The organism is Rodentibacter rarus (genome assembly GCF_001998965.1).
GTDB classification, from domain to species: Bacteria; Pseudomonadota; Gammaproteobacteria; order Enterobacterales; family Pasteurellaceae; genus Rodentibacter; species Rodentibacter rarus.
This window is the reverse complement of sequence record NZ_MLHJ01000101.1, coordinates 1-17,728: the sequence shown is the minus strand read 5'-3', so window position 1 is coordinate 17,728 and position 17,728 is coordinate 1. Positions and strand designations below refer to the sequence as shown.

Here is a 17,728-nt window from a genome sequence, read left to right as displayed (position 1 = left end):
TTTGATTTTATAACGGATATACTCAGTATGTCCCTACATTCTGTTAAATCTCTATTTTTGTACATTGGCTACACAATGCCGTATTTTTCAACCGCACTTTTCTTTTAAGAACGAGCTGATAGATAACGTTCCACCGTATCGACAATCGCTTGAGTTTGCGGGTCGATTTCAATATTGACCACATCCCCCATTTTACGTTGTCCCATCAAGGTTCTTTGTAATGTTTCAGGAATCAAATTCACACAAAATTGATTATCTTTCACTTCACCAATCGTCAAACTAATGCCATCGACCGCAACAAAACCTTTGGTTAAAATATATTTCATCACGTCCCTATTCGGCAATTCAAACCACACTTGGCGATTATTTTCTGTTGCGATAATGTCGGAAATCACCGCAGTACAGTACACGTGACCGGATAAAATATGTCCGCCAATTTCATCACCCATTTGCATGGCCCGTTCAATATTAACGAAATCCCCGGCTTTTAATTCGCCCAAATTCGTAATTCGCAGCGTTTCCTGCATTAAATCGAAACTGACTAAATCATCATAAATTTCAGTGACTGTCAAACACACCCCATTATTCGCCACGGACGCACCAATTTCTAACCCTTTTCTCATTTCAGGTGGTAATTTTACAACCTGTGTTCTAAAATGTGCTTTTTCTGTAATCGAATGAATGGGGGCGATCCCCTGTACAATTCCGGTAAACATAAATTTTTCTCCATCAAATTTTTGCGTAGTATATCAAATTTATGAATTTTCGTCTTTTATCCGAATATCACATTGATATTAAAAAATTAATTAAAATTGCTATCCCTATTTTGTTGGCACAAGTCGCTCAAAACTCCATGGGACTTGTGGATACCATTATGGCGGGGCGAGTGAGCTCCACCGATATGGCGGCCATTTCTGTCGGTGCATCTATTTGGCTGCCATTAGTCCTTTTCGGACATGGTTTATTGCTTGCCTTGCCCCCAACCATTTCCTATTTAAATGGTTCCGGGCAACGCCATCGTATAGCCCATCAGGTTCGTCAAGGGATTTGGATTGCCCTGGCAAGCAGCATTCCTCTTGGATTATTGATTTATTACAATGATTTTATTTTGCAATTGATGCAAATGGATTCACATATGGCGCAAATCACTCGAGATTATTTACAGGCGATGGTTTGGGGATTACCGGCTTATTTACTGCTCGTCAATTTCCGTTGCTTAAATGACGGCATTGCGAAAACCAAACCGGCAATGGTAATTGCTTTTTTTGGGCTAATGCTTAATATTCCACTCAACTATATTTTTATTTACGGTAAACTCGGCGTACCAGCGCTAGGTGCTGTGGGTTGTGGTGTGGCAACGGCTATTGTGAACTGGTCAATGTGCTTAATGATGATGGGTTATTCTTACTTTAATCGCCAAGAACGTCAGTTAAAAGTGTTCCACCAAGTGATTGAAAAACCGAACCTGATAACACTAAAAAAACTCTTACAACTTGGTTTACCCATTGCGGTTGCGCTTTGCTGCGAAGTGGCACTTTTTGCCCTTACCGCACTATTGCTTTCCCCCCTTGGAGCAACTATTGTGGCAAGTCATCAAATTGCCTTAAATACCAGTTCTTTTATTTTTATGTTTCCGATGTCCATCGGTATGGCAACCACGATCCTTGTGGGGCAAGCATTAGGCTCGGGCTCGCCTGAAAAAGCCAAAAATATTGCTTATGCCGCCTTAATACTCGGTTTAACGATCACGGTCATTACTGCATTTATCACGATCTTCTTCCGCTATGAAATTGCCGCTATTTTTGTGACAGATGAAATCGTCATTAGTATGGCGACAGGCTTGCTCTTACTTGCTGCCATTTACCAATTTTCCGATACCATTCAAGTGGTGGTAAGCGGTGTGCTACGGGGTTATAAAGATACCCAAGTCATTCTCTATATCACCCTTTTTGCTTATTGGATCATTGGCGTACCATTAGGCTATACGCTTGCACGAACCAATTTGCTTATCCCGAATATTGGCGCTCAAGGTTTTTGGATCGCTTTTGTGGTATCCCTGACCTTTGCTGCGGTTTTACTATTCTATCGAATGAGAAAAATACAAAGTTTGAATGATGATGTGTTAATGGCTCGATTAGAAAAACTGAAATAGGTAATGGCTTTGCCTTCCGTTTATAGTTAAACATAGAGAGGATTAAACAAAAAGGGCGGTCATTTTTCATTGAGTTTTTACAACCGCCCTTCAATTCACGTCCTAAATGAAGGGAATAAAATTTTAGGTATTTTCTCCTAAGCTTGCCACCCTCAACGCTTTGGTCATCGTTTCAACATTTTCAGCCTGACAGATCGCAGAAATCAACGCCACACCATCCGCCCCCAATTCTCGTAAAGTGCGAACGTGTTCCCACTTCACCCCACCAATCGCCACAAAGGGCTTGGTGATACCGGCATTTCGTAATTCTTGCACAAACGCCATACCACGGGTTGGCTTAGCATTTTCCTTTGAGTTTGTGGGAAAAATCGGTCCAATGCCAAAATAATCAATCTCTGCCATCGTTTCACCCATTTTTGCTTCTTCCAACACATTCACAGACCACCCGACAATCATTGCCTGCTTCGCTTTTGCCCGAATCACCTCCACCGCCATATCCGTCTGCCCGACATGGACACCGTCTGCTTCAAGTTCAAAGGCTAAATCCACATTATCATTGACGATAAATGGCACGCCATATTCACGGCACATATCCCGACAGGCAATGGCTAAATTTTTCTGCGCGACCGGTGAGTGTTCAAGGGAAAATTTGCCCTTATCTCGAAATTGAAAGCAAGTAATCCCGCCATCTAATGCTTGTTTCAGCACAGAGAGTAAATTTTGTGCGTGATTTTCGCCTAGATGACGGCAATCTTGTGTACCAGCCACAAAGTAAAGCGGTAGGATCTCTCGAATTTTTTGCATTTCATCATTCCCCTTTTAGTTGACAAAATCACGATAAGCCCAATGGTTTGTTGGTCCATGTCCATGACCGATATTGAGCGGGTGGCTAATCGCTGCCGTAATAAAATCTTTGGCAACTTTGACCGCACTTTGTAACGATTTTCCCTTCCCTAATTCTGCGGTTAAACAAGCGGAAAAGGTACACCCCGTACCGTGTGTATGTGGCGTGTGAAAACGTGGACTTTCCAACACAAAATGGCTTTCATCGACAAGAAATACCCAATCCTGACAGGATTCGCTCTGTGAATTAAGTGAGTGCCCGCCTTTGATAATCACATTTTTTGCCCCCTGTTTTTGTAAGGATTTGGCGGCTTTTTGAATGCTCCTTTCATCACAGATCGCAATTCCTGTAAGGGCTTCTGCTTCCGGAAGATTTGGCGTGATAACATCTGCCAAGGGTAATAAATGCCTTGTGAGCGCTGAAATTGCTTGCTCTTGCAACAATTGCGCTCCGCCTTTGGCAATCATTACCGGGTCCAGCACCAACATACCAAATGGGCAATCCGCAAGAAATTCCGCCACACATTCAATAATCTCAAGCGTACCAAGCATCCCGATTTTCACACTCGCAATATTGAAATCATTTTTGACGGCTTGCAGTTGTGCCTGAATAGTTTTCACAGGGATGGGGTGAATATCAAACACACCTAACGTATTTTGTGCGGTGACGGCAGTAATGACTGATGTACCAAATACACCTTGCATTTGAAAAGTTTTCAGATCTGCTTGAATGCCCGCCCCACCGCCACAGTCTGAGCCTGCAATGGTGAGCACTTGGGGTGTATTATTCATTGATACGCCCCTTTTGAACTATCGTTTCCGGGCTAAGTGCCGCCAGTTCATCTAACAAGCCGATTTGGAATCGCCCCACTTGAGAGGTGAGCCCTTGAGCTGCCAGCTCACCTGCAACGGTATAAGCCACACAGGCTTCTAACGCAGCGGCAAAATGATCGCCCGAATCTACCGCTAAAAAAGCGCCGCAGATTGCACTCAGCAAGCAACCCGAGGCCGTCACTTTAGGGAATAAAGGCGTGCCATTATGCACCGTGGCAGTTTGTATTCCATCGCTTATTACATCAACTTCTCCACTAATCAGAACGACACAGCCATATTGTTTTGCAACACGTTGCGCAACCGATTTCAAATCCACATCACCGCTACCGGCATCAACACCTTTCGCTTCCCAAGCCTCACCGGCAATGGTTGCCAACTCGCCGGCATTGCCACGGATTAATGCAAATTTTATTTCAGATAAAAGCTGACGGACGGTTTCTCGGCGATAACTTGTCGCCCCTACCCCCACAGGATCAAGCACCACAGGAATCCCTTTCTCATTTGCCGTCTTTCCTGCCAATAACATGGCTTTTTGTTCTTTACCAACCAATGTACCGATATTGATCACAAGGGCTTGGCTTAAATTCGGCATTTCGACCATTTCCTCCTCACTATCCGACATCATCGGCGAAGCCCCTAATGCCAATAATCCGTTGGCACTGAAATTAGCGGCAACAATGTTGGTGATATTGTGAATAAGCGGATTTTGCGCCCGAATTTTTTCAAGATAGATTGATTTCATTATGATCTCCTTTTTATGGTTAAGACAAATCCAGTCCCATTTGCCAGAAATTCACTTCCATACGTGTTGCGGTGGTAAAAATGTTCTGAATATGAGCAAGTTGATTTGTATTGAGTGATTGACAAAGTGCGGTTAAAAAATCCGCCGTTTCTGTTGCGGCTTGTTGAAAATCCGCACTTGAATAAGTGTCGATCCAATCCTGATAAGGGTTATTCGGTAGGCGTGGATAATGCGTTGTAATATAGTCAGCCGCTTGAACATAACCCACCGCACAAGGTGTGATTGCGGCATAAAGCTCTGCCAATCCCCCTGTCATTCCGACATCCAATAAGTAACGAGTGTAAGCGATACAAGCAGGACTTTCCGGTGTATCGGCAATCTCTTGTTCACTGATTCCCCACTGCTTGCAGTAATCGAGATGTAATTGGGTTTCTTGGCTAAGAATGTCTAAGGTTTGACGTGGCACTGCCATCTCTTTAAAATTTTTTGCTTTAAAAATTCCCAATGCAAAAGCACGACTGTAATGGAAAAGATAAAGATAATCTTGTTTTAAATAATGTTGAAAACACGCTTTAGGCAATGTTCCTTGAGCCAGTTGTTGAACAAATTGATGCTCAACGTACCTTTGCCAATAAGGTTGCGCATTTTCAATGAATTGAGTGATCATATTTCCTCCCTATTATAATTCCACGGCATAATCTTTCAGTTCAGGTAACGTTTTCACAAGTCCTTTTTGCTGTAAAAATTGTGCCATTTGTTGATAACGATGGTTGTCTAACGCTCTTGGGCGCAACGCTAAACGAGGTAGAGTATCTTTCCACGCCAATCGGTTGAGTGCATTATTTAATTCATTCGGTTTGTAGCTAACAAAGGCTTGCCACGCCTCATCTTGATGGTTTATTAAATAGACGGTGGCTTGCTCAAGTGCGGTCAAAAATGCGGAATATTTTGCAGAATCGACTTTATCTTTATTAGCGAGCAAAATCAGCTCATCGTATGGTGGTACGCCAAACTCTTCGGGATAAAACGCCAAGCCCTCTTGTTTTTCCAAATATATCTGGTTGAGTTCAAAATTGCGGAAAGCACCAATCACCGCATCAACTTGTCCTGTTAAAAGTGAAGGTGTCAGCGACCAATTCACATTCACCAGCACTACATCATTTTTGGTTAATTGTGCGGAATTGAGCATTGTGTCTAGCAGTACATCTTCAAAACCACTGATGGAATAGCCCACTTTCTTACCCTTCAAATCAGCCAATGAGTTAATACCGGCTTTCTTTAATACCACAATGCTATTAAGAGGCGTTGAAACCAGTGTTCCCACTCTGACAAGTGGCAATTTTTCTTCAACTTGTTGATAAAGTTGGGGTTGGTATCCAATGGCTAAATCTGCTTGCCCTGCTGCCACTAATTTAGGCGGGAGGGAGGGATCCGCAGGCTCAATAATTTCCACTTCCAAACCGTTTTTTTCAAAAAATCCCTTCTGTTGCGCTACAATAAGCGCGGCATGATCAGGATTGACATACCAATCCAGCAGTAAGCTCACTTTCTCTTTTGCAAGGGTAGAAAAACTCCCCATTAGCCCCATAAGTACAATGAAATGACGAAGCATTTTTTTCATTTTTGTCTCCTTTTATGATGAATAAATAAGGTTTCTCCAAGGAATAAATCGGCGTAACAGCCAATCGATGCCAAAATATAAACAAAGGGAAATGCCAACTAAAATCAATAATGCAGCGAACATCAAATCCACTTGCATTCGTGCATTAGCGTGGATCATTAAATAACCCAAACCTTGCGAAGAGCCGATCCACTCCCCAACAACAGCCCCAATAGGTGCAACAGAAACAGCAATGCGAAGTCCTGATGAAAAAGCAGGTAATGCGGCAGGAAGCCGAACTTTAAATAACAAACGTAGAGGAGAAAGTTGAAAGGTATTGGCTAAATCCAGCCACGCTTGCGCTGTATTACGCAACCCATCGTAGCAGGCTGCAGTAACGGGGAAATAAATAATTAATACGGACATTGCAATTTTCGATGCTATACCATAGCCCAACCACAAGACCAGCAATGGCGCAATAGCAAAGACGGGAATGGCTTGTGAGATCACCAAAATTGGTAACAATAGCGTAGAAATTTTTTGGGAATAGGAAAGTAATAATGCTGAACTTAAACCGAATAAAAAGCCTAAAAATAACCCTAGCCCGATTTCAAGTAGCGTCATCTTTGTGTGTTGCCACAATAAATTGAAGTGAGAAATCAGCTGTAATCCGACCGCTTGGGGTGAGGGTAAAACATAGTGGGGGAAATTGCCGATCTCCACAATCAGTTGCCAGATCGATAACATAGCGATACCAATCAGCATCGGTTTAAAGATGCGTTTCATCCTGCCTCCTTAGCTGATAAGGTTTGCAATAAGTGTTGTTGCAATTCCCATAAATTTGCTTGATCGAATTTACGCGGTGCTTTTCCTGTGGGAATGAGGGGGGCTGACAACGTTGCCGACTTGTTTGGATGTAATGAGCGTAAAACCAAAATACGCTGACTTAATCGTAAGGCTTCTTGTGGATCATGAGTAACCAATAATACCGATTTTTCTTGCAACAATTCATACGCCAAATTTTGTAATTGATGGCGACTAATGGCATCAAGGGCAGAAAAAGGTTCATCAAGTAAAATGAGATCAGCGTTTTGCATTAAAGTACGGGCAAGTGCAACACGTTGGCGCTGTCCGCCCGATAATTGTGAGCAAGCCTTATGCAAATGAGAAAACATTCCTACTTTATCCAGCAATAATTTGGCCTGTTCAATCGTTTTTGAAGATTTTTTTCCATATAAGACTGCATATAGCTGCACGTTATCAACGATAGACAACCAAGGATAAAGCGTATCTTTTTGCGGTAACCAGGCAATGCGTACATTGGGTTCAACATTGATTTGTCCTTGAATTGAACCAGGCGTATTAATACCGGCTATCAAGCGTAATAACGTTGATTTACCCACACCCGATGACCCTAATAAACTCACCCACTCTTTTTTATGAAGGGATAAATTAATCCGTTCAAATAGCGTCTGATCACCAAACGTAAGGCTTAGATTTTGGATATTTACCATCATTAACCCCTTTTTTAACAAAGGGTTTTAATCGGCAAAAATGAAAAATTAAAAAGGAAATGAGAAATGAAAAGAAGTATGGTCATATTAGTTTCCTACGTCAGTGCTAACTGTTTCAGGTTCACGGGTATCATCTCAGCTGCACGCAGCACCCCGACTAAATTTCATAAGAGTCTATACCGCCCTTGAAGAAAAAACAAGCCAAAGTGCGGTTATTTTTATTCATAAATTAATGATAATAATTCCTATTGAGCCAATTAATCATTTTCGGTTATACTCTTCGACCTTTTGAGAGTATTTTATAGGGAAGCAACGATGAATTTTAAACATAGTATTATTTATACCGCACTTTTTGCCGGGGTTTCTGTTTCTGTGTTAGCAGAAATACAACAGCCGGTTGAGGTGGATTCGGATACTGTTCTAGCGCAAATCAATGTCATCACCGAATTAGAAAAAGCCAAAGCCGCAGGTGAAAAACAAAAAGAAATTGTCAACCTCAGTTTGCTTGGCCGCCAAACTGCATTTACTTCGCCAATCTCAGTTGTGAATTATGATGAAAAAGCCTTTGAAGATAAATCACCACGCAATGTGGTTGATGCTATTTCTAAGATCGATCCTTCGGTGATGAATTTTGGTGGTGAAACAAATACGCTTTCCGGTCTCTATGTAAGAAATTTGCAACTTGATATGCGTCAGGTCAGTGTGAATGGTCTAGCCGGTTTATACTCAACCTATAATTCACCGACTGCCGGCGTCGCTTCAGCCCAATTAATTAAAGGTGCTTCGACTGCAACAACAGGTATGGATCCGGAGGGTTCAGCCGGTGCGTCAATGAATATCGAAACCAAGCGGGCAACTGATGAGGCAATCAATAAATTAGGTTTTGCTTGGTATAGTAATAATCGTTTAGAGGAAACGTTTGATTTCGGTCGCCGATTGGGGGCGAATAACGAATGGGGTGTGCGAGTAAATGGAAAATACCGTGATGGCGATACTCCACGTAGCAATTATGATGAACGTAATAAAGAATTTGCCCTTGGAGCAGATTATCGAGGTAATCAACTACGCATTGGTATAGACTATATGTATAGCAAACGGACAACCCATGGTGGACGTGCACGTTTACAAGATATGCAAAACTTAACTTATCTCATACCAAGCGCACCTAATGGTAAAACGAATTTAAATCCTCGCTGGATTGGTCAAACTACCGAAGATCAAACCATTATGGGCACATTTGAATATGACTTCCCTTACAATATGATGCTATCCGGTGGAATCGGCTATATGGAATCCCAATACTCAGGGGCGTTTGGTCAAATCACTCGAATTCAATCTAATGGTGATTTTGATATTACCGGCATCCGTGGGATTAATTTTCTCTCTCGTACAACGAGCGGTAACGTGAAATTACAAGGTGAATTAGAAACAGGTCCGTTATTCCATTCCTGGAGTTTGGCATTTGATAATGTTACACGTGAACGAGATCACAATCAAAGCAGTCGTACAAACGGTAGAATCTCAGGTGGCTCCATCTATCAACCTAATTTTGGTGTCTTGTCACCAAATAATTTCGATCTTACGGCAAATACCCAAGGAACGGATAATAAACTTACCGCTCGTAGTTTGGCGATTTCCGATACCGTAAGCGTTCTTGATAATACTGTTCGTTTAACAGTTGGTGGGCGTTTCCAATGGATTAAACAATTAGATAAAACAACAGGAACGGAACTCAAATCGGATCGTTTCAGTCCAATGGTTGCCTTAGCCTATGTGCCAAATCCAAATTTAGTTATTTACGGTAACTACTTAGAAGATCTTGAGCCGGGTAAAGCCGATCCGGAGACCGGGGAAATGAATAGCCCTCGTGTGAGTCGCCAACTTGAATTGGGGGTTCGCAAAAATTGGAGCGAATTGCTCACTACAACATTAAGCATTTATGAAATTCGTCGTCCCGGCATTGTACGTGGTCAAAAAAATTCGGCATTGGCAATGATGTCAGGAAAAGAACAAGGGAAAGAACGCAACCGAGGTATTGAATTCAATGCTTATGCAACCCTACTTGAAGGCACTTTACGTCCATCACTTGGTTTTGCCTATAACCAAGCAAAACTCTTTGATTTTCCGACTTATGCTGACGAAATTGTCAATGGTATTCAAGTGACCAGCCCTCGCTGGATTGCAAAAGTGGCGATTGAATGGGACACCCCTTTCATTAAAAATTTAACACTCAATAGTGCTATTCAATACTATGGTAAGTCTTATCAGGATACTGCCGCAAACTATCGTTTACCTTCCTATACAACCGTGGATTTTGGTACAAAATATATCGTGAAAGTCGGAGAAAAACAAAATATAACCTTGCGAGCGGGTATTGAAAATGCCTTTAATAAACACTATTGGCAAGTACAACGTGGATTATATGATCGTAGCTTTGCGGTATTAGGTATGCCACGTACTTATTGGTTAAAGGCGGAATATTCATTCTAATTTACTGCATATTATCGGGGCGAAAGCATTTCGCCCTTTTTTCGTTTATGGAAATTTATGAACTGGCAAACCGAGCTCAATAACAGTTTTAGCTGGATTTTAACCGCACTTTTTTGGGTCGTGATCTGTTTTACACTCAGTATCGCCGCCCTCAAGCAAACCACCTTTGGCAAGAAATTTTGGCGAATTACTGCCCCCTCTGTGACAAAGAAAAATCGCCTTCAACTTCTCGCTATGTTGCTGTTGCTTTTCCTAATGATTTTGCTTGAAGTGCGTTTTAGTGTCCTTAATTCCTTTTTTTACAATGGGTTATATAGCTCAATGCAAGAACTAAATGCAGATAAATTTTGGTTCTTTGCAAAACTCAATGCCTTTTTAGTGCTTATTCAAGTATTACACGCCATTATTGATTATTTTCTACGCCAAGTTTTTGAAATCCGTTGGTTAGAAAGTCTTAATGGTATTTTGATTAAAGGTTGGCTGAAAAATAAAAACTATTACCGCCTCAAATATGAACGGGAACTGCCTGATAATATCGATCAACGTATTGAACAAGATGCACGAGAATTTATCACCAGCACCGTACAAATTGTGCGTGGAATGATTAATTCTGTGCTCACCACCATTGAATTTACCCTTATTCTTTGGTCGCTTTCCGGTGTGCTGAATCTCTTTGGTTTGAATATTGAAAAGGGTGTGGTGTTCTTTATTTATGCCTTTATTATTTTCGCCACGCTGATGTCGGTGTGGATTGGCTACCCACTCATAAAACTCAATTTTAATAAAGAAAAACTCAACGGTGATTATCGCTATTCCTTAATTCGAGTACGCGATAATGCAGAAAGCATCGCTTTTTATCATGGCGAACCGAAAGAGCAAATTTTGCTCAAAAATAAATTCGCTCAAATTATTCAAAACCGCTGGGCGATTGTATTAAAAATGTTGGGCTTAGACGGATTTAATAATGGTGTAACCCGTTTTGCCAAGTTATTTCCCTTAATGTTGCAAGCCCCACGTTTTTTTACCGGACAAATTAAATTAGGCGATATGCACCAAACTGTCCAAGCCTTTAATCGGCTGATGACCGCCCTCTCTTTCTTCCGATTGTTTTATGAAGAATTTACCCTTTATCAAGCTCGTCTTAATCGTTTATATGGCTTTATCACAAAATTAGATGAGTTGGATCACACCGAAATCAGCCAACCCTACAAATGCTCAAACCATGTCGCGCTGAAAGATTTTGGGGTAAAAGATGAACAAGGGCGAATTCTGCTCAATAATATGAATATCACCCTCAAAAATGGCGATGCATTGCTCATTCAAGGGGCATCCGGCACGGGGAAAACCACATTGCTTAAAGCCATTGCGGGTATTTATCCTTTTGAAACCATTGGGATTGCCGAACATCCTTGTATGGGAAGTCTATTCTTACCACAGCGACCTTATATGCCACAAGGCTCACTACGTGACGCTATTTGCTATCCGGATATTAATCCGCATCATCCCGATCTGATTTCAACTATGCGTGATTGCTGTCTGGAAAAATACATCAACGCCCTTGATAGAGAAAACGACTGGCAAGCGATTTTATCCCCGGGTGAATTACAACGTGTTGCTTTTATTCGTATTCTGCTCACCAAGCCGGATGTGGTATTCCTAGATGAAACCATCTCAGCCCTTGATGAAGAGACTGAATATCAACTTTATAAAACTATTAAAGAACGCTTGCCGAATATGATTATCCTCAGTATCGGCCACCGCAACACCCTTCAACAATTTCACAACAAACAACTGAAATTGGAGGTGTGTATTGTGTAGAAACATCGATATCTTTGCTTAATCTAAATCCTAATATATCATTGAATCACTATTATGAAGCTAAGTACAAAATTCTATCTGCACTCTTCAATGTTGATTGTCTATGTGCCACCATTACCCGAGTAATTTTCAGCTTAGAAATAGCTTCATTTATGATTTGTTCATTCTTTTCGTCCAAATGGCTAGTAGCTTCATCCATAAACAAAATTTTTGGCTTTTTGTATAAAGCTCTAGCTATAAATAAACGCTGACGTTGCCCCCCAGATAAATTATTACCAAGCTCTCCAAGTAAGGTTTCATATTTCATCGGCATTGCCATAATTTCCTCATGAATATTGGCAATTTTGGCACATTCAACTGCAAAATTATAGTCATATTGTTCAGCAAAACTAACAATATTTTCCAAAATAGAGCCAGAGAAAAACTTGTCATCTTGCAGTATGCAAGCTATTTGCTTACGGTAATTATCTAAACCAACTTGATGGATCTCTAATTGATTAAAATAAATTTTTCCTGCATTTGGTTTGAGTAAACCTGCCATTAATTTCAATAGTGTAGTTTTACCAAATCCAGAAGGAGCAGAAATAGCAACACTTTCCCCCGAGTGAATAGTTAAATTGAGTTTATCTAAAATTGGTTTAGAAAATGGGTCATATTGAAAATTTAAATTTTCTACTATTATTGAAGCACTTTCACCCTCAAAGAAAAATGAATTTCTACTTTCTTCTTCTACTTCATTAAGTGCAATATCTGCAATACGTTCACGATGTAATGAAAGGATTTTCAGTCTGAAAAAGGTATTAATTAATTCACCGATGCGAGATGAAAAAGAACCTCGGTAAGCATTAAAAGCAACGAACATGCCGAGTGTCATTGTATTATTAATCACAAGACTAGCACCAATCCAAAGAATCGTAATCTGTTCTGTTGTTGAAATAAAAGAATGAATACCGCTAAAAAACATATCTAGTTTAGTAATACGAATACTGCTATTAATAGAGTCTGCATTGAGAGACATCCATTGTTCCTCACGTTTTTGTAAAATATCAAGTGATTTAAGGGTAGCAATGCCATATAGTGTTTCCATAAAATGCGAGTGTGTTTTGGCATCTTTAATGATCTGTTCTTCAGAAATTTGCCGGTATGTTAAATACATGATCATACGCAAAATTAGGTAAATAATTGAAAAGCTGAGAACCACTAAAAACAACCATCCTCCATAAAACACCATCATCACCACAAAACAAGTAACCATCACACTATCAATAATTATAGATACAATACTACCAGTTAAAGTTTTTTGAATGGTTGTTAGTGAACTGAAGCGGGAGTGAATATCTCCTACTTGGCGTCTTTCAAAAAAATTTAACGGTAATTTGAGTAAATGTGAAAAGAAACTATAAGTCCATTGAAAATTGATTAGATATCCCATTTTCAGTGAAACCCATGATCGAAATATACTTACAATGCTACGGAAAAAAGCAAATAAAAATAAACCAATACAAATAATTAATAATAATGATTGATCTTTTGCCTGAATAACGTGATCCATTACTAATTGTGTACCAATCGGCATCAATAAACTAATTATCTCAATCAAGACGGACAATGCAAAAATCTTTAATAATTCTCCTTTAATACCTGAAATATGTTTTAGTATTTCGTAAAAACTAATTTCATTTTTGTTTTCTTTCTTTTCAAATTTAACTTCACTCCATATTTCTAACGCTATACCTGTAAAGTGGTTAGAAAATTCTGCTTTGCTCAACTTTTTCTTGCCAAATGCAGGATCATGCACAATATAGTGTTTTCTCATCACCTTAGTTAGTACAATAAAATGATTGAAATCCCAATGCAAAATACATGGTAGTCTAAGGTATCTAACCTCTTCTAATTCTAACGAGAGTGGACGAGTAATTAATCCTAAATGACGAGAGATATTGATTAAATTTTGTAAATTAAGACCATGAGAAGATGAACCATATTGGTTACGCAAATTAAACAAATTCAAATCCCCATTGTAATAACTATACACCATTGCAATACATGCTAAACCACATTCAGCAGTTTCAGTTTGAAGCACAACAGGTACTTTTTTAAATAAATTAAAATTTAATTGCACTATTTTACTCCATATTTTTTGTTAATTGATAAAGTGGAAAAAGCATCCATTCATATAATTTGCGATTTTCTAGAAATAATGTAGCTTCAGCCTTCATTCCACTCATAAGGAATAAGGCCTTATGATTATAGATAATATGTTGATCTGGAATATCAACTATAATTTTATATAAAGGAATATTCTGATTAATTTCCAGAGGGATATTTTTATAAAAACTTAGTTCCTGTAACGAAGCTGGAAGAGTCGAAATAGATTTAATATTTCCTTTGAATTGCCCAAATTTTTCAAAAGGAAATGCCTCATAGCGAATATTTATTTCATCATTAAGTTTTACAAAAGGAATTGCACTATTTGGCACCCACATTACCAATTGGTATCTGCCTTTTTCCACTGGAGAAAGTTGAGAAAGAGGATCACCTTCTTTTATAATTTGCCCCACAGTAGCACTGATTGAATCAACTATACCGTCAATTGGCGAATTAATGATGATTTCTGATACTGATTCAAATTCTAGCAAACGAATATCTAAATCACTTTTTTGTATTTCATATTGAATAATTTTCTCTCTGAAATTATTTTTTTGCACTTCAATCTCATTTTGTAAATTTAAAATCATAGATTCTTGCTGAATTAATTCAGTCTTAATATTATCATACAAGGCTCTTTGTGAAAAATAACGTGCTCGTTGATTATTTATTTCATCAATACTGGAATAACCTTGTTTAAATAAATTTTCATAGATTTCAATTTGTTCAGCATACTTCTCTTTACTTTCTTCTAATTCATTTAAATATTTATAGCGCTCATGATAAAGACGTTTATTATTGACAATTTGCTTATTAATACTAGCAATAGTATCTTTTTCATTTTTTCGTAATAACTGAATTCCATATTTAATAGCTTCAATTTGATCATGTAATAATTTAATAGAATTTAAACTAGTGTCACCACTTTTTGAAATGCGTTCTAAACTAATTTTAAACAGTAAATCACCTTTCTTAACTATTTGATTCGGTTTAATATAACTTTCGGAAATATAACCTGATTTACTAGCCGTTAAAATTATAGGATGAGTTTGCATTGTAATTTCACCTACTATTCTTTCGCGACTGGTATAACTTCCAAAAATAAAAAATGAAATAAACAATATTATTAAGGAAAAAGAAACTAGAAAAACCAACCAACTAGGAATGGAATAAATTAATAAAGCTGTACTTTTCCATTTTTTATAATTTATTGCTTCTTGTCTGAACATGATATAGTATACTTCATTAAATTATCTAAAATAAAAATGGAAAATTAACCTGATAGAACACTAACTAAACATTTTAATTCTTCCATTGTCATAGTTAATTATTTTTATTGAAAATGCTTCCATATAATTTAATAATGTAATAATACGTTTTCTGATATAAAATAGGTATAAAATACAAAATTAATATATCTATTAAAACCTTATAGATTATAGAAACATTGATATAACGGTGATATAGCATAATAAAAAATAATGCTATTATCACTCCAAATGTGTAGACATTTTTATCTTTCATAATTAATCATTAGGCATATTGCCAGTTTTTATTCCATCCATGATATAGTTTTTATAATTTTCACCTAAATTTTGAAAATCAATTATATCAAGGGCGCTTCCAACTAAATATCCACCTATAGCTCCTTGGTAACCAAATCTAGAACCCGCAACAGATAAAGCTCCTGAATATTTTCCTCCCCAATTATTAAAATTAACATCAGGTTTATCATCCCAGTCTCCTCTACAACCAGGGCAATTAGGATCTCCACCACTATAGTTCCCCCCTGATATATGATGCAAACAACAATCGTTTTTAATTTCAATCATAAGAATTCTCCTATTAGAGATAAGTTTAATTCAGGCTTGACAACTTTATAGTTTTCATATAGATAATAATTATCATTCAATATGAAAATAAATTATTTACTTGTTAGACCAGTGGAGAAATTTATTTCAGAGCAAAAATAAGATTATGTAGTATCTATCGGTATATCGTAGGAAAGTATATTTGGAATATGATGATAGAATTTCATCTTTATGTGGTATGAATGCTTACATGGAATTCAGCAATAGGTAGTTTGTTATGTCCTCTTAGATATGATAAAAGGAAACCGGCTCTAATCCGGTTTCCTTTTTTCATCACGCTTTCTACAAGCAACATCAAAAGAAACAATATTATTTTAATAAGCAAAATCCATCCTACTCATCTGAGTTCGGTAACATTCCCCCTAATTGAGAGATAAATTCCCACGGAGATCAAACCACAAACAAAAATTACCCCAGAAGTGGCATAAAAAATGTCGCCAATTCCCACTAACGGTGAAACGATCCCCCCTAAAAAGAAAGGGGCAAAACCCAATAAAGCTGAAGCACTGCCTGCATATTGGCGTTCGCTTTCCATGGCTAATGAAGAAATGGAGGGGAATGTCATTCCCATTAAAAGCAACATAAAAAAGAAACCGACTTCCACAAATAGCCAATAGGGTTGAAGCAATAAAGTGGCGATGGTATAACCGGCAGCAATGAGACCCCCCCATACGCCTATAGAAAGTGCGGTTCGATTTGATAATTTTCCGCCAGTATTTGCCCCAATAACTAATGCCGCCCCATTTGCGCCAAAACACAGGCTAAAGGCAAAGGCACTCAATCCATAGAAGCTTTGTAAAATAAAAGGTGAAGCAGAGATATAAGCAAACATTGCCCCAAGTAAGAAACTTTCGATCCCCACATAACTCATAAATAGGCGGTTTTTTGCAATCACACCGAAGGTTGAAAAGGTGGAAAGCACTGAACCTTGTAAACGATTTTCAGGGTTTAAACTTTCTTTTAATCGGAAACAAAAAGCAAAAACCAATACACCGATTAAAGCCAGAAAAATAAAAACACCTTTCCAACTCACATATTCTAGTAAAAGACTGCCTAAAATTGGGGAAACAATCGGTGCCATTCCGTTGATCGTCATTAATAATCCGAAAAAACGTGTCATTTCACGACCCCGATAAAGATCCGTTGCGACCGCTCGAGAAATCACTACACTCCCGGCAGAAGAGAGCCCCTGTATAACACGCAATACAATCATACTTTCAATATTCGGAGAAAATATAATCAATATCGTGCTGGCAATATAAACCAGCAATGATATCATCAGTGGTTTTTTACGCCCGAATTTATCGCTAATCGGTCCAAGTAGTAACTGCCCTACGGCAAGCCCTATCATCGCAGTGGTTAGGGTGAGCTGTGTCATGGAGGTGGAGGTATCAAAAAAATGTGCCAGTTGTGGAAGTGAGGGAAGATAAAGATCCACAACGAAAGGACCGAATGCAGAAAGCACACCGAGTAAAATCACTAAAAAGGCTTTTGAATTGGCTTTTGCCATATACTTCTCCGAAAAGTAAAAAATGTTGATTATACAAATCCCGTTTTTCCTTTCAATCCATTTTCGTTATTTATTATTTCATAAGAAGAAAAAGTCTATTTCCAAATGGCAACCTAGTTTTAAGATATGGTTTCATTATAATGCAAAGCCTTTTTAATAGAATATGAAGGCATTTTTATGAAAAAAGCGGTATTATGTAGCAGTTG

General features: G+C 38.5%; 15 protein-coding genes and 1 riboswitch. Of the genes, 3 read left to right on the top strand and 12 right to left on the bottom strand.

The genetic code is table 11. The features are described from left to right. Positions 1-104: 104 nt before the first annotated feature. On the bottom strand, positions 105-716 hold the full coding sequence (locus BKK50_RS09785; protein WP_077417626.1) for a riboflavin synthase subunit alpha: 612 nt from the start codon (positions 714-716) through the stop codon (positions 105-107). A gap of 41 nt (positions 717-757) precedes the next feature. On the opposite strand from BKK50_RS09785, the gene BKK50_RS09780 reads away from it, so the two are divergent. After that, complete coding sequence (locus tag BKK50_RS09780; RefSeq protein WP_077417625.1) at positions 758-2,152, top strand: MATE family efflux transporter; 1,395 nt, start codon at positions 758-760, stop codon at positions 2,150-2,152. Between the two features lie 123 nt (positions 2,153-2,275). Here the strand turns inward: BKK50_RS09780 and thiE are convergent, their stop codons facing one another. From thiE to BKK50_RS09745, 7 genes are read right to left on the bottom strand one after another with little or no spacing between them, the layout of a single operon-like run. Continuing rightward, positions 2,276-2,956 carry a thiamine phosphate synthase gene (gene thiE / locus BKK50_RS09775; protein WP_077417624.1) on the bottom strand — a complete coding sequence of 227 codons (681 nt, stop codon included), beginning with the start codon at positions 2,954-2,956 and terminating at the stop codon, positions 2,276-2,278. A gap of 15 nt (positions 2,957-2,971) precedes the next feature. Beyond that, positions 2,972-3,787, bottom strand: a complete 816-nt coding sequence (thiD, locus tag BKK50_RS09770) for a bifunctional hydroxymethylpyrimidine kinase/phosphomethylpyrimidine kinase (protein ID WP_077417623.1) — start codon at positions 3,785-3,787, stop codon at positions 2,972-2,974. Beyond that, on the bottom strand, positions 3,780-4,571 hold the full coding sequence (gene thiM / locus BKK50_RS09765) for a hydroxyethylthiazole kinase (protein ID WP_077417622.1): 792 nt from the start codon (positions 4,569-4,571) through the stop codon (positions 3,780-3,782). The genes thiD and thiM overlap by 8 nt, the downstream gene beginning before the upstream one ends. 19 nt (positions 4,572-4,590) lie before the next feature. After that, positions 4,591-5,238 (bottom strand): thiaminase II, encoded by a 648-nt coding sequence (gene tenA, locus BKK50_RS09760; RefSeq protein ID WP_077417621.1) that lies wholly within the window; start codon positions 5,236-5,238, stop codon positions 4,591-4,593. Positions 5,239-5,250: 12 nt separating this feature from the next. After that, positions 5,251-6,192, bottom strand: coding sequence for an ABC transporter substrate-binding protein (locus BKK50_RS09755; protein WP_077417620.1), 942 nt, complete (start codon positions 6,190-6,192; stop codon positions 5,251-5,253). A gap of 12 nt (positions 6,193-6,204) precedes the next feature. Further along, positions 6,205-6,957 carry an ABC transporter permease gene (locus BKK50_RS09750; protein WP_077417619.1) on the bottom strand — a complete coding sequence of 251 codons (753 nt, stop codon included), beginning with the start codon at positions 6,955-6,957 and terminating at the stop codon, positions 6,205-6,207. Further along, positions 6,954-7,685: an ABC transporter ATP-binding protein gene (locus BKK50_RS09745; protein WP_077417618.1), complete on the bottom strand. Its 732-nt coding sequence runs from the start codon at positions 7,683-7,685 to the stop codon at positions 6,954-6,956. Before BKK50_RS09745 ends, BKK50_RS09750 begins: the two co-directional genes overlap by 4 nt. 75 nt (positions 7,686-7,760) lie before the next feature. Then, a riboswitch (TPP riboswitch) is annotated at positions 7,761-7,851 on the bottom strand. Positions 7,852-8,000: 149 nt separating this feature from the next. Between BKK50_RS09745 and BKK50_RS09740 the strand changes: the two genes are divergently transcribed. Together BKK50_RS09740 and BKK50_RS09735 are read left to right on the top strand one after the other, a co-directional pair. Beyond that, complete coding sequence (locus tag BKK50_RS09740) at positions 8,001-10,175, top strand: TonB-dependent receptor (RefSeq protein WP_077417617.1); 2,175 nt, start codon at positions 8,001-8,003, stop codon at positions 10,173-10,175. A 57-nt stretch (positions 10,176-10,232) separates the two neighbouring features. After that, a complete protein-coding gene (locus BKK50_RS09735) occupies positions 10,233-11,993 on the top strand; it encodes an ABC transporter ATP-binding protein/permease (protein ID WP_077417616.1) in 1,761 nt (586 codons plus the stop codon). 52 nt (positions 11,994-12,045) lie between these two features. Here BKK50_RS09735 and BKK50_RS09730 read toward each other — a convergent pair whose 3' ends face one another. The 4 genes from BKK50_RS09730 to BKK50_RS09715 form a co-directional block, all read right to left on the bottom strand. Then, positions 12,046-14,115, bottom strand: a complete 2,070-nt coding sequence (locus BKK50_RS09730; RefSeq protein WP_279625576.1) for a peptidase domain-containing ABC transporter — start codon at positions 14,113-14,115, stop codon at positions 12,046-12,048. Between the two features lie 4 nt (positions 14,116-14,119). Continuing rightward, positions 14,120-15,370 (bottom strand): HlyD family secretion protein, encoded by a 1,251-nt coding sequence (locus tag BKK50_RS09725; RefSeq protein WP_077417615.1) that lies wholly within the window; start codon positions 15,368-15,370, stop codon positions 14,120-14,122. A gap of 297 nt (positions 15,371-15,667) precedes the next feature. Continuing rightward, positions 15,668-15,973 carry a hypothetical protein gene (locus BKK50_RS09720; protein WP_077417614.1) on the bottom strand — a complete coding sequence of 102 codons (306 nt, stop codon included), beginning with the start codon at positions 15,971-15,973 and terminating at the stop codon, positions 15,668-15,670. Positions 15,974-16,349: 376 nt separating this feature from the next. After that, on the bottom strand, positions 16,350-17,522 hold the full coding sequence (locus BKK50_RS09715; RefSeq protein ID WP_077417613.1) for a multidrug effflux MFS transporter: 1,173 nt from the start codon (positions 17,520-17,522) through the stop codon (positions 16,350-16,352). Positions 17,523-17,728 lie beyond the last annotated feature (206 nt).